The sequence below is a fragment of the Photobacterium sp. HL06 genome, from assembly GCF_059552575.1.
In genome coordinates this window covers 3,591,158-3,605,182 of record NZ_CM183914.1, presented here as the reverse complement: position 1 = coordinate 3,605,182, position 14,025 = coordinate 3,591,158, and the positions used below count along the sequence as shown (strand labels likewise).

12 protein-coding genes, 2 tRNA genes and 1 rRNA gene are annotated in these 14,025 nt (G+C 47.6%); all 15 read left to right on the top strand.

The window, feature by feature from the left end:
- Positions 1-134 precede the first annotated feature (134 nt).
- The 15 genes from AC51G0_RS16245 (at position 135) to AC51G0_RS16175 (ending at position 14,023) form a co-directional block, all read left to right on the top strand.
- Positions 135-341, top strand: coding sequence for a hypothetical protein (locus AC51G0_RS16245; RefSeq protein ID WP_496299768.1), 207 nt, complete (start codon positions 135-137; stop codon positions 339-341).
- Positions 304-693, top strand: a complete 390-nt coding sequence (locus AC51G0_RS16240; RefSeq protein WP_496299766.1) for a hypothetical protein — start codon at positions 304-306, stop codon at positions 691-693. Before AC51G0_RS16245 ends, AC51G0_RS16240 begins: the two co-directional genes overlap by 38 nt.
- 133 nt (positions 694-826) lie before the next feature.
- Positions 827-911, top strand: a tRNA-Leu gene (locus AC51G0_RS16235).
- Positions 912-1,413: 502 nt separating this feature from the next.
- Positions 1,414-1,722 (top strand): PTS sugar transporter subunit IIB, encoded by a 309-nt coding sequence (locus AC51G0_RS16230; protein ID WP_496299764.1) that lies wholly within the window; start codon positions 1,414-1,416, stop codon positions 1,720-1,722.
- A 122-nt stretch (positions 1,723-1,844) separates the two neighbouring features.
- Positions 1,845-3,179 carry a PTS sugar transporter subunit IIC gene (locus AC51G0_RS16225; RefSeq protein WP_496299762.1) on the top strand — a complete coding sequence of 445 codons (1,335 nt, stop codon included), beginning with the start codon at positions 1,845-1,847 and terminating at the stop codon, positions 3,177-3,179.
- 60 nt (positions 3,180-3,239) lie between these two features.
- Positions 3,240-3,557 carry a PTS lactose/cellobiose transporter subunit IIA gene (locus AC51G0_RS16220; RefSeq protein ID WP_496299760.1) on the top strand — a complete coding sequence of 106 codons (318 nt, stop codon included), beginning with the start codon at positions 3,240-3,242 and terminating at the stop codon, positions 3,555-3,557.
- Positions 3,558-3,560: 3 nt separating this feature from the next.
- Complete coding sequence (locus AC51G0_RS16215) at positions 3,561-4,874, top strand: 6-phospho-beta-glucosidase (RefSeq protein ID WP_496299758.1); 1,314 nt, start codon at positions 3,561-3,563, stop codon at positions 4,872-4,874.
- Positions 4,875-4,942: 68 nt separating this feature from the next.
- A complete protein-coding gene (chbG, locus tag AC51G0_RS16210; RefSeq protein WP_496299756.1) occupies positions 4,943-5,680 on the top strand; it encodes a chitin disaccharide deacetylase in 738 nt (245 codons plus the stop codon).
- A gap of 285 nt (positions 5,681-5,965) precedes the next feature.
- A complete protein-coding gene (locus AC51G0_RS16205; RefSeq protein ID WP_496299754.1) occupies positions 5,966-6,976 on the top strand; it encodes a LacI family DNA-binding transcriptional regulator in 1,011 nt (336 codons plus the stop codon).
- Between the two features lie 94 nt (positions 6,977-7,070).
- Positions 7,071-8,204, top strand: a complete 1,134-nt coding sequence (locus tag AC51G0_RS16200) for a Glu/Leu/Phe/Val family dehydrogenase (protein WP_496299752.1) — start codon at positions 7,071-7,073, stop codon at positions 8,202-8,204.
- A 30-nt stretch (positions 8,205-8,234) separates the two neighbouring features.
- Complete coding sequence (locus AC51G0_RS16195; protein WP_496299750.1) at positions 8,235-9,941, top strand: AMP-binding protein; 1,707 nt, start codon at positions 8,235-8,237, stop codon at positions 9,939-9,941.
- Between the two features lie 79 nt (positions 9,942-10,020).
- Positions 10,021-10,105 (top strand) — tRNA-Leu (locus AC51G0_RS16190).
- 231 nt (positions 10,106-10,336) lie between these two features.
- A complete protein-coding gene (locus AC51G0_RS16185; protein ID WP_496301984.1) occupies positions 10,337-11,737 on the top strand; it encodes an aminotransferase-like domain-containing protein in 1,401 nt (466 codons plus the stop codon).
- A 99-nt stretch (positions 11,738-11,836) separates the two neighbouring features.
- Positions 11,837-12,046 (top strand): hypothetical protein, encoded by a 210-nt coding sequence (locus tag AC51G0_RS16180; RefSeq protein ID WP_496299748.1) that lies wholly within the window; start codon positions 11,837-11,839, stop codon positions 12,044-12,046.
- 424 nt (positions 12,047-12,470) lie between these two features.
- Positions 12,471-14,023: ribosomal RNA gene (locus AC51G0_RS16175) — 16S ribosomal RNA — on the top strand.
- Positions 14,024-14,025 lie beyond the last annotated feature (2 nt).

Below are 14,025 nucleotides of genomic sequence, written 5' to 3'. Positions count from 1 at the left end.
CCGAGCGCAGTGTAACAACTAACGCCGATAACGTGAATCTTCGTTCTGCCGGAAATGCGACGGGAAAAGGCTACTGGATCAGGTTTTTGCAGCTATTCTTAATTTTCAGGCCCCTGTGAGTTGATGAGGAGAACATGATGGCTGAAGAAAGCAAAAACACGACCAACTGGCCGGATCTAGCGGGTGCACTCTATGATAAGTTGACTGAGCGCCACGCCGAGCTGACTTATGATTTTAATAACGTCGAGGTCAGTGTACCCAGCGGGGCGGGTGAGAAGTCGGAGCACTCAATCTGGAAGTTCAATGGCAGTATCAGTATCCGGGGACGAAACTTGGATTAGCCCGATGGATCTGTCAATTCAGGGTGAGATGAATATCGAGGTGGATGGCGAGCTCATCCACCTAGTGGCTCAGGGAGATCAGATCCTATTGACCCTGACTCAGCTCACAACGCTTGCCGCTGCTGCGCGAGTACTCTCTCATTTGCCTCGGGCTATTGGTCAAAAGGCCTCACTTTCCCAGCTGACAGCGATTTGTCCTGAGATCACCATTAATGTTGGGCAGGATACAGTCTTGCAAATAAAGCGCCGTGATGGGTTCATTTCATCCCTATGGCATCATCAGTTTGCATTTGCTAATAAAAAGCTCTGGCTTCGTGAAAGTGTCCGCTTTCTCCGTTTCTACTTCAAATAAGCCTGTTATTGCTCAATGACTAACCGCCACAAGTGCTTGTTGGTCAAATATAAACCAGGCACTCAAGAATACGTAATATGTCTCGAATAAATGCTTGCGCCTCCAGTCGCGATACGTATAATGACCTGCATCTGCCCGAGTGGTGAAATTGGTATACACGACGGATTCAAAATCCGTTTCCTTCGGGAGTGACGGTTCAAGTCCGTCCTCGGGCACCAGATAAAATAACAAAGCCTCAGCTTACGCTGGGGCTTTGTTGTATCTGGAGCCGGTCCAAGCACATACCCACACCCAGCTTACGCCTTATCGTTTTCCTTAGGTACCACCAACAAGCACCAGGTGGAGCATAACCCAGATTATTACTCCCTTCTTTAGTTACATTTTGATAGATCATCCAACACATGCGATGAAGGAACGGCGTAATTAATACCTGTGCCTGGTGTGGCTTTTAATTAATGTCGCTTATATTCCTTCTCACTAAAATTTAGAGCCATATCTATTTTTATTAGTCAAAAAGTATAATTAGAAAAAGTTGGTATCATTACTTGGTGTTAATTTATTAGGTTGTTTTTATTCTTATGAAAATGACTAGTATGATTTACTCAATAAAGTGAGAGCCTGTTCACGATCAATGCAACCGGTTGCGCTATTAACTTTTCATGGGCTAAGTTAATATTTTCTTATCGTTATAAAACGTAATAAATAAAAGCGGAGAGTGGGATGAAAAAAATTCTATTGTGCTGTAGTGCAGGTATGTCAACAAGCATGTTGGTACAGAAAATGGTTAAGGCGGCGGAAGCGCGCGGCATCGATTGCAAGATTGAAGCGCATGCTGTCACTGTGTTTGAAGATGCAATACAAGAGTTTGATGTCTGTTTACTGGGGCCTCAAGTGCGTTTCCAGCTTGAAGAGTTACGGCAAACAGCCAGTCAGTACGGAAAGCAGATTGATGCTATCTCTCCTATGGCATACGGGATGATGAAAGGTGATGAAGTCCTTGATCAGGCTCTATCATTAATATCAGAATAAATTTCATAGAGATCAACTGATATATAAGGTTGATTTGTTTTTATTTTAAATAAGAGTGTCGTATTTCTCTGCATTATTGATGTGGGGACAGAGATTTTATATTTCATAAAAGGATTAGTTATATGAAGCTTTACGATGGAGTTATGAGTGTTGTCGAAAAGCATATTGCACCGATGGCAGCTAAAATAGGCTCCCAAAAGCATGTTCGTGCAATGCGAGATGGTTTTATTACTGCCATGCCATTTATTATCGTGGGTAGTTTTATTTTAATATTTGCTTTTCCCCCCTTTGCCGAAGATACGCAAAATGGATTTGCCCGGGCATGGTTAGACTTCGCGAGTAATAATTTCGACACAATAATGATGCCTTTCAATATGTCCATGGGGATAATGACGATATTTGTCTCTCTGGGTGTGGCCTACAGTTTGGCTCGTGCTTACAAGATGGATGGCATAACCTGTGCTTGTTTGTCGCTGATGAGTTTCCTCTTGATTGCTGCTCCAGCTGGCGATGGCGGCCTATCGACGGCGCATATGGGGGGAACGGGTATTTTTACCGCAGTCTTGAGTGCATTTTTTTCCGTGGAGCTTGTCCGCTTCCTGAAAAAGCACAACATAACCATCAGAATGCCTGAGCAGGTACCGCCGGCGATTGCCCGTTGTTTTGAAATGCTGATTCCTGTTTTGATTGTATTCATGACTCTGTACCCTTTGAGTCTTTTTATTCAGAGCCAGTTCGACATGCTGATCCCTGATGCGGTTATGCAGTTGTTCAGGCCGCTAGTAAGCGCCTCTAACAGTCTTCCTGCGATTATTGGTGCGCTTCTAGTTTCGCAGCTGCTATGGTTTGCCGGTATTCATGGTGCCGCAATCGTCGTTGGTTTGTTGTCGCCAATCTTCCTGACTAACATTGGCGCAAACATTGATGCGTTTGTCGCAGGTGAACCAATTCCAAATATCTTCACTCAGCCGTTCTGGGACTTCTACATATTCATCGGTGGTTCGGGTGCAACTTTGGCTTTGGCTATTCTGATGGCATTCAGCCGCTCGGTTCACCTACGCAGCCTAGGGCGTATGAGTGCGGTACCTGGCTTCTTCCAAATCAATGAGCCAATCATTTTTGGCGCCCCAATTGTAATGAACCCAATGCTATTTGTTCCTTTCGTCTTTGCGCCTGTTGTTAATGCTGTTATTGCTTACACTGCGGTACATATGGGCTTCGTAGGAATGGGGGTTGCAACTACACCATGGACAACACCTGCCATTATCGGTGCTTCTTGGGGCACGGGTTGGACTTTAAGTCCTGTTATTTTGGTTGTTGCTCTTCTTATTATTGATCTGTTTATTTATCTGCCTTTCTTCAGGATGTTCGAAAAGCAACTGCTTGAACAAGAAGGTGAAGTCGCAGCGGCGGAAGAGAAAGCGAAAGCCCCTGAAGGCGCTGGTGTCACTGCATAATTCTTTATCTGGGTTGCGGGCTAATCCGTAACCCAGTTTTTTTAAGCTAAGGAGAGAAAAGTGGATCAAGAAGCGGTTGTTATGGAAATTATCGTCAATGCTGGTGAGGCGCGGAGTTTATGTTATGAAGCATTGGCTCAGGCCAGAAAAGAAGACACTGAAAAAGCTAAAGATCTGCTGAAACAGGCTAAGGAGTGTCTTAATCGAGCTCACCTAACTCAAACCCAACTAATTGAAGCTGATCAAGGAGAAGGTAAGGTGCCAATGACATTAGTCATGGTGCATGCACAAGATCACCTAATGACGACCATCTTGGCCCATGAACTCGCGACAGAGATGATTGCTCTTCACGATAAAATGTCAGAAAAGGAGGGTTAGATTATGACTAAATCTCCGTTAAAACTGGCTGTTATCGGGGGGGGAAGTAGCTATTCTCCCGAGCTGGTTGAAGGTGTATTAAAAAGGCTAGACCACTTACCGGTAAATGAAATTCATTTTGTCGATGTCGAATCTGGCCAGAAAAAACTAGATATCATCGAAGCTCTAGCGCGACGTATGGTTGAGAAGGTGGGAGCTGAAATCACCATTAAAGCTTCATTGGATCGCCGTGCGGCCATTAAAAATGCTGACTTTGTTATGACTCAGTTTCGGGTTGGTGGACTGCAAGCTCGCGCTAACGATGAGCGTATCCCTCTCAAGCATGATGTGATCGGGCAAGAGACAACAGGCCCTGGCGGTTTTGCCAAGGCACTCAGAACTATTCCTGTCATTCTTGATATCTGCAAAGATATAGAAGAGCTGGCTCCAAATGCTTGGCTGCTTAATTTTACCAACCCCGCAGGCCTGGTGACTGAAGCGGTACAGAAATACACCCAGGTGAAAACCATTGGTCTGTGTAATGTCCCTATCTCGATGAAGATGATGATTGCTGAGATGATGAATTGCTCGCCTGATGATCTATCGTTGGAATGTGCTGGCTTAAATCATTTGGTATGGGCCCATCGAGCTTGGCTTGATGGTAAGGATATTACCGCGGAAGTGCTGGAAAAAGTCGGTGACGGGGCTAATTTCAGTATGAAGAATATTTTTGAAGCGCCGTGGGATCCTGCATTTCTTAAAGCGCTAGGTGCGATTCCATGCCCGTATCATCGATATTTTTATCAGGCAGATGCCATGCTTGCCGAAGAGAAGGAATCTGCACAACATGGCGGGACGCGAGCAGAGCAAGTTATGGAAACCGAGCGAGAGCTGTTTGATCTATATCAGGATACCAACCTTGATCGCAAACCTGAGCAATTAGAAAAACGCGGCGGTGCTTATTACTCCGATGCCTCACTTAACTTGGTTGACGCAATCTACAACAACCTTAATACGGTTAACGTCGTTAATGTACGTAACAACGGTACCATTACGTCTCTGCCAGATGATGCTGTGATCGAATGTAGTGCAGTGGTCGGTAGTTGGGGGGCTAGGCCTTTAGTTGTCGGGTATTTAAGCCCAGCAGTAAGCGGTTTGATCCATCAGGTCAAAGCCTATGAACAGCTAGCGGTTGAAGCTGCAGTGCATGGTGACTATGACAAGGCTTATATGGCGTTGGCGAGTAACCCGCTGGTACCTGATATCAAACGGGCCAAGGCCATCCTGGACGATATCTTACGAGCTAACCACGACTATTTACCTCAATTTAGCCAGTAGCAACCAAGCAAGAGAGCTGTTCATCGAGTGGAAAACCGGATGATTGTTCTCTTTTTTCAGGTGATATTATGCATGTGATTTTTAATGCCGATGATTTTGGTTTGACGCCTGGGGTAAACCTTGGAACGGTAGAGGCCTGTCTGTCTGGGGTGGTACGTTCAGCTACATTAATGGTGGGCATGGGGGCAGAAAAGCATGCCATTAACTTGGCCAATTTGACTCCCTTGCTGAAGGTTGGAGTGCATTTACGGTTGACCGCAGGTGCTCCGTTGACCGAAGCATCATGCCTGATGGGCGGCGATGGGCTGTTTTTGCCCAAAGAAGGTTTTTGGCAGAGGCAAGGGTTCTCGCAGCAGCAGGTTGCCGATGAAGTTGTTGCCCAAGTTGATCGTTTTCTTGCAACGGGGCTTAACCTTAGCCACATTGATAGCCATCATCATGCCCATACGCACCCGGCGATTTTTCCTGTCGTACAAGAAATAGCCCGTGGTTACCAAGTTCCATTGAGAGCGGATGGCTATCACGGCCTGGCGGCCAATGACTGTCGGTATGTTTTCGAAGACGGTTTTTACGGCAATGATCTTTGCTTGGAGAAGTTGCTACAGATCATCAAGAAACATCAAGGCAATTGTGATGTGCTAGAGATCATGGTTCACCCGGCGTATATTGATCAGCCCCTTATTGATGCAAGTTCATATAACCTGGCAAGAGCAAAAGAGCTTGATATCTTAACCGATGACAAGCTCTATGAAGTTCTGGATAAATGGGGGGTTGCTGTCAGTGATTTTTCAGTCTTGTTATCTTGAATAAAGGTAGGATGAGCCAGTATTAAATTACCACTTAGGTTGAGTGCCGCCCTGAAGATAGGCCTCTATCCAATATGAAAATAGCAGATGCCAGTGTCACATCATTCCCCCCTTGTTGTATCACCGATGCGGCCTACTGGCAGCTTGCTATAAACTGAGACCTGACTACTAAATCTTCTGTCGGCGGCTTTATGTCTACGAAGCTTCGCTCTATAGTCGGGTAGAAAAACAGCTGGTGTACAAAAGTGATGTTAATTAAATCGTTAGGGAGGTAGCACAGAAGCCATGGCTAGTATTAAAGATGTTGCGTCTTTGGCCGGTGTCCACCGTTCGACCGTATCACGGATAATCAATGGTGAAGGTACGTTCCGGTCAGATACCAGGCGGAAAGTCGAACAGGCAATGGCGGATCTTAATTATCGTCCTAGTGCTATAGCGCGTTCTCTCGCGACAGCGTCATCTAATATGACGGGTCTGTTGGTTACTTTCTATACCGGTGGTTTCTTTGGTGAAATGATGGATCAGGTACAAGCTGAGCTTGATCTGCATAATAAATTTCTAATTACTGCCCAGGGACACCACTGTGCGGATGGTGAACGTGAAGCTATCCGGCGCTTTCATGCTCTCCGGTGCGAAGGGTATGTCCTCAATAGCCGCTACCTGAGTGATGATGAGCTACGGCAACTGGCGCAGGAGCCTACGCCGTTTGTCCTCCTTGACCGTACCGTTGAAGGGCTAGAGTCCAGATGTATTACTTTCGATCATTGCCTGGCGGCAAAAATGGCAGTTAGCCACCTGATTGAGCGAGGACACCGGAAAATAGCTTGTATTTCCGGCCCGATGAGCCGAAATAGCAGCCATCAGCGTTATCAAGGCTATATACAGGCACTTCAAGAGGCCGGTATACCCATTGACTCAACACTGAGCGCGGAAGGTAACTATGGAAGGGAAAGTGGTTACATTGCAGCCAAGCAGCTGTATCAAGCCGATCCCGACATAACGGCATTGTTTTCCTGTAGTGAAGAGATGACCGTAGGGGCGTTGCAGTTTTTCTATGAACATAATGTGAAAGTCCCGCAGCAAATTTCACTGTTTAGCTTTGATAGTATCGATCGTTGTGCCAGTTTTTATCCGACAGTGTCTGCTGTGCATTTCCCAATCAGCGATATGGCCCGGGCTGCTGTTGAATTGTTGATTTGCCAAATCAACAATCAAGCTTGTCAGGTTAAGCGTCATTTTGAACCTGAGTTACGAGTGCGCAACAGTGTGACAGAAGCTGAGCTTGTCAGGGGCTAGCCACCTCAGGGGCTTTTCTAATTATTACACCGCCCAATTACGCCAACTATAGCTATGTTTTATACATGGCAAACTGTCCTTGGCGGGATATATCGTGGACGCAAACTTTCAATACTCAGATCAATTTGGACCATTTAAAATCATTCATTTATATGAGCCTAGCGTTGATTTAAAGGCGGTTTTGGTTGTTGACAATGTGGCTCTTGGGCCATCTATCGGTGGTATTCGGATGGCTGCTGATGTGACGACAGAAGAGTGTTTGCGTCTTGCCCGGGCGATGACGTTTAAGAATGCCGCGGCGGGTTTGCCTCACGGTGGCGGAAAAGCAGTGATCTGTGCCGATCCCAAAATGAATAAACAAGATAAGGAAGCCTTGATCCGGGCTTTTGCCCAAGGCCTTCGTAATGAGGAAAGCTATATTTTTGCCCCTGATATGGGGGTGGATGAAGAGTGTATGGCTTGGATCCGGGATGAAGTCGGCCGGGTAGTAGGACTGCCACATGAGCTCGGCGGGATCCCTCTCGATGAGCTGGGGGCGACCGGATGGGGTTTGGTTCAAGCTGTTGGTGTTGCAGCTAATGAATGTGGCTTTACTGTTGAAGGTGCCCGGTTTGTTGTTCAGGGATTTGGGGCCGTTGGTAAGCATGTGAGCCGCTTTTTAGCCGAAAAAGGCGCGTTGCTGGTGGGAGTATCCGATTCCCAGGGCGCGATTTGCAATGAAAATGGCCTGGATATAGAGCAGCTTATCACCCTTAAGGGCGAAGGTAAGTCTGTTGCCGAGTATAGTGATGCCGTTCAAATACCTAGCGACGATCTGGTTGAAATCGAGTGTGATTTTTGGATCCCGGCGGCCAGGCCTGATGTGATCCATAAAGGCAATGTGCATCGTATGAATACCAAGGCTGTTATCCAGGGGGCGAATATTCCTTGTACATTGGCTGCTGAGACCTACCTGCATCAACATGGCGTGTTATGTGTGCCTGATTTTATTGCCAATGCGGGAGGGGTTATTTGCGCGGCGATGGAATACCATGGCGCAACACAGGCTGCGGCCTTTCAGGCGATAGAGGAAAAAGTTCGGTGCAATACCGAGCAGGTGCTTAAGCGAGTAGGCGAGCAAGCGATGCTGCCTCGTGATGCTGCTGTGGCACTAGCCAAAGAGCGCTTAACCAAAGTCATGTCATATCGACGTTATTCTCTGTTTTCGACTGCCCCTCATTTTCTTTGAGTGGCAGGTTGCTGGTATGAGGTAGGTATTATGGCACCGGTGGCAAAGAGTTACTTTCATCGCGGTGGTGACGAGCCACTCTTGGGTAAAACCATTCCTGAGCATTTTGCGGATATTGTGCGTCAATATCCGGATCGAGAAGCCGTTGTCTCACAGGTTCAGCACAAGCGGTTAACCTATCGTGCATTATCCGGGGAGATCAATTCGCTGGCCAAAGGGTTGCTCGGCTCTGGCTTTCACAAAGGGGATCGGATCGGTATTTGGTCGACCAATAACCTGGAATGGTTACTGCTACAAATGGCGACAGCAAGGCTCGGGGTTGTGTTGGTGAATATTAATCCGGCCTACCGTCAACGGGAGCTGGCTTATGCGCTGCAGTGTTCAGAAGTTCAGGGGCTATTTGTCATTCCTTCGTTTCGGGGCAGCGATTACCTATCGATGCTCACAGAACTTATTCCAGAGCTTGAGAAGAGCGAGGTACCATTAAACAATGAAGCCTTCCCGTATTTACATTCGGTGATTGTCTACGATCCTCATTGCCCGGAACAAACAGTACGCCCAGCGGCAGGTTTTAAAGTCTGGACGGATGTTATTAAAAGCGGACGTACCTTGCGGGGGGAGGATATTGACAAGGTGAGCGCCAGCTTAGATTGCGATGAGGCCATCAATATTCAATATACCTCGGGTACCACGGGCTTTCCGAAGGCGGTGGTGTTAAGTCATCATAATATCTTGAATAATGCCTATTTTTCTGCCAAAGCAATGCACTTTAGTGAGCAGGACCGATTATGTGTGCCTGTTCCTTTTTATCATTGTTTTGGCATGGTACTGGCAAATTTGCTGTGCTTGTCTGTAGGGGGCTGTCTTGTGATCCCGTCGGAGCACTTTGATCCAGAGGCTGTATTACAAGCGATTGATAGTGAGAAATGTACGGCAATACATGGGGTGCCAACCATGTTCATTGCTGAGTTGGAGCATGCCGACTTTCACCGTTATGACATGCGTAGCCTGCGTACGGGGATTATGGCAGGTGCGCCGTGTCCGCCGTCATTAATGATGCGGGTAATGGAAGATATGCACTGCCGCGAAATATTGATTGGCTATGGCGAAACGGAAGCGTCGCCGTTGACCCACCTTACCTACCGCGATGACAGCCTGGAACGCAGAACCCAAACAGTTGGCAAAAACTTAGCCCATCAGGAAGTGAAGGTAGTTGATCTTGAAACTGGCGCAACCGTTCCGCTAGGTGATATCGGTGAAATCTGCTTTCGTGGTTATCACTTGATGCAGGGCTATTATGGTAATGAGCAAGGAACCAGGGAGGCGATAGATCAACATGGCTGGCTGCACTCTGGTGATTTGGGAACAATGGATGGTGAAGGGTATGTGAGAATTACCGGGCGTATTAAAGAGATGATCATACGTGGCGGGGAGAATATTTACCCCAGAGAGATTGAAGAGTGCTTGTTTTCTCATCCAAAAATCGAGCAAGTGGCGGTGTTTGGTATTCCTAATGAATTTTATGGCGAGGAAATCGTTGCCTGGATCCAACTGCATGCCGGGGAGAGCATGACTGACAGTGACATTCGGCAATACTGCCAAGGGCAACTTGCACACTTCAAAACGCCCAAATACCTTCGCTTTGTTGAGACCTTTCCAATGACTGTGACGGGAAAGCTACAAAAATTTCGGATGCGAGAGCAGGAAATAGAGAGACTCAAACCGGCGAAAGAGTGACCAGTTGAAAATATAGTGCCGCCTAATTGAAGGAAAGTGTTTGTGTATCAATTGTGTATACGTATAATAAGCTGCATCTGCCCGAGTGGTGAAATTGGTATACACGACGGATTCAAAATCCGTTTCCTTCGGGAGTGACGGTTCAAGTCCGTCCTCGGGCACCAAGATTCAATAACAAAGCCTCAGCGAAAGCTGGGGCTTTGTTGTATTGGAACTTCTCCTGTCACTCCAGCCTCGACTTTGATTTTCAACCCTCTATCACACTTAATAGATAAACTATTGGATAAGACTCTGACAGCCTGCCTATAAGCCGTTAGTATTTCAGCTTCCTGGTAGCACAAAAGAGAATAGGGATTTTGTCATCGCGATCAGCCAATAGCCGATACGGCAGCATTGTGGAAAATGTGAAGAAACAGATTCGGCAAAGGATCTGGTTGCCCGGGGAGCGTATACCTTCGGTCAGGGTTATGAGCAAAGCGCAGTCTGTCAGTGTGATGACGGTATTGAAGGCGTATGAGTATCTGGAAGCAGAAGGCTGGATATACGCAAAAGCGAAGGCTGGTTATTACGTTGCTGCCCATTTTAACCGCTTGTCAGAGCCGGAGCAGATCACCCCGCAGGTGGCCAATCGTTCAATACACATCAATAAACATGTCTTTGAAGTGCTTAGGGCCTGTAAGCAACCGGATGTGATCCCTTTCGGTTCGGCTTTTCCTGACCCTGAATTATTTCCGTTAAAACAGTTGGGGCGGACGCTTGGCCAGACTATCAAGACAATGCCGGTGAATAGCGGTATCGTTGATTTGCCTCCAGGCAGCCTGGAACTTCGGCGCGTGATTGCCCAGCGCTACTTAAGGGATGGCATTCAGGTTTCCCTAGATGACATCGTTATTACATCCGGTGCGATGGAGTCTCTAGGGCTGAGTTTGGCGGCGGTGACTCAACCGGGAGATACGGTAGCTATCGAATCTCCTGCTTTTTACGGTGCCCTTCAGGCCATAGAGAGGCTAAGACTAAAAGCGGTTGAGATCCCAACCCATCCCCGGGATGGTATATCAGCTGCTGCGTTAGAGGCCGCTATTGCTGAAAATGACGTCAAGGCATGTTGGTTGATGAGCAAATTTCAGAATCCGCTCGGTGCAACAATGGCAGCTGAACAAAAGCAAGCGGTTTATAACGTACTGGCACAGCATAATATTCCCCTGATTGAAGATGATGTTTATGCCGAGCTATTTTTTGGCAGTAACAAGCCATTGCCAATCAAGGCAATGGATGACCAAGGGCTGGTATTACACTGCTCTTCTTTTTCTAAGTGCTTGGCACCTGGTTTCCGCGTGGGGTGGGTAGCGGCAGGCCGCTACGCCAGACAGATTGAAGAGCTACAGTTTATGTCGACTTTATCTGTCGGTGCCCCCAATCAGTTTGCTTTATCTCAGTATATTCAGCACGGAGGGTACGACAATCATTTACGCCGTCTTCGGCGTACCCTTGAACAGCGTCAGCAGCAGATGCTGGACGCTATCGAGCAGTCCTTTCCTGCAGGCACAAAAGTAACAAGGCCTGATGGCGGATATTTTTTGTGGGTTGTATTACCGAAGAAAATCGATACCTCCGCGCTGTTAACCGAATTACTGGATAAGTATCGGATCAGCATTGCGCCGGGCACTTTGTTCTCAGGGGACAATCGATATAAGCACTGTATGAGAATAAATTGTGCCTATCCATGGAACGAACAAAACAGAGCTGCTTTGTATCAACTGGCACAGTATTTAACAGAGCGGTGTGATCGTAGTTGAAAAAACGGCTGTTCTAATTGTTTATTGCCTTAACTGTTCTACATCTGTCTACTTTCATTGTGTTCCTATGGTGGCTCTGTAGAACAAGGAGTCGGGAATATGCAAAATCGAAGCGTTAGCCAAGAAGTTAAGTTGCTTGTCGTATCTGTATTGTGTGCTGCTTTATTAGTGCTAGGGCACTTGATCCTAGCTAAAAGCCTAGCTGAGCAGGTTTGGGTTGAGTATACCGCAGCAGCCATTCCTTTTGTTTTGTTTGCAATTGGGGCGTTGGCAATACGTTTTGCCATAGTAAAAGAGCATCAAGACTAACTTTTTATTGGGAAAGGTTAATGTGAAAGGAAATAGAGGTGCAGCTGAAGGGGTAAAATTAGACATAATACTCGGTTCTGTTTGTTAGTTGAGCATTTGAGCGAAGGTGACGGTTTTATTTCAAAATGCCCCTTGCCAATGTGATCGAACTCTCTATAATGCGACCTCACTGACACGGAGCACGGCAACTTAAGCCGCTAACCAGTCAGTTTGTTCTTTAACAATTTGACCATGCAATCTGTGTGGGCACTCGTGAAAAAGTTAAGTCGAAAGATTTATCAATGAACTGAGTGACCAAAACGATAGTTTCTTTATTTATAAAGAGCAGTCGGCACAGTCAATTCGAGCTTCTAGGAACTAGCTTCTAGTCACTAGGAACTCAATCAGTATTCATTGAGCCGTTCCGAAAGGAACAACAAAACTTTAATTGAAGAGTTTGATCATGGCTCAGATTGAACGCTGGCGGCAGGCCTAACACATGCAAGTCGAGCGGCAGCGACAACATTGAACCTTCGGGGGATTTGTTGGGCGGCGAGCGGCGGACGGGTGAGTAATGCCTGGGAATATGCCTTAGTGTGGGGGATAACTATTGGAAACGATAGCTAATACCGCATAATGCCTACGGGCCAAAGAGGGGGACCTTCGGGCCTCTCGCGCTAAGATTAGCCCAGGTGGGATTAGCTTGTTGGTGGGGTAACGGCTCACCAAGGCGACGATCCCTAGCTGGTCTGAGAGGATGATCAGCCACACTGGAACTGAGACACGGTCCAGACTCCTACGGGAGGCAGCAGTGGGGAATATTGCACAATGGGGGAAACCCTGATGCAGCCATGCCGCGTGTATGAAGAAGGCCTTCGGGTTGTAAAGTACTTTCAGTCGTGAGGAAGGGTGTGTAGTTAATAGCTGCATGCCTTGACGTTAGCGACAGAAGAAGCACCGGCTAACTCCGTGCCAGCAGCCGCGGTAATACGGAGGGTGCGAGCGTTAATCGGAATTACTGGGCGTAAAGCGCATGCAGGCGGTCTGTTAAGCAAGATGTGAAAGCCCGGGGCTCAACCTCGGAACAGCATTTTGAACTGGCAGACTAGAGTCTTGTAGAGGGGGGTAGAATTTCAGGTGTAGCGGTGAAATGCGTAGAGATCTGAAGGAATACCGGTGGCGAAGGCGGCCCCCTGGACAAAGACTGACGCTCAGATGCGAAAGCGTGGGGAGCAAACAGGATTAGATACCCTGGTAGTCCACGCCGTAAACGATGTCTACTTGGAGGTTGTGGCCTTGAGCCGTGGCTTTCGGAGCTAACGCGTTAAGTAGACCGCCTGGGGAGTACGGTCGCAAGATTAAAACTCAAATGAATTGACGGGGGCCCGCACAAGCGGTGGAGCATGTGGTTTAATTCGATGCAACGCGAAGAACCTTACCTACTCTTGACATCCAGAGAAGTTACCAGAGATGGTTTCGTGCCTTCGGGAACTCTGAGACAGGTGCTGCATGGCTGTCGTCAGCTCGTGTTGTGAAATGTTGGGTTAAGTCCCGCAACGAGCGCAACCCCTATCCTTGTTTGCCAGCGCGTAATGGCGGGAACTCCAGGGAGACTGCCGGTGATAAACCGGAGGAAGGTGGGGACGACGTCAAGTCATCATGGCCCTTACGAGTAGGGCTACACACGTGCTACAATGGCGTATACAGAGGGCTGCCAACCAGCGATGGTGAGCGAATCCCACAAAGTACGTCGTAGTCCGGATTGGAGTCTGCAACTCGACTCCATGAAGTCGGAATCGCTAGTAATCGTAGATCAGAATGCTACGGTGAATACGTTCCCGGGCCTTGTACACACCGCCCGTCACACCATGGGAGTGGGCTGCACCAGAAGTAGATAGCTTAACCTTCGGGAGGGCGTTTACCACGGTGTGGTTCATGACTGGGGTGAAGTCGTAACAAGGTAGCCCTAGGGGAACCTGGGGCTGGATCACCTCCTTACC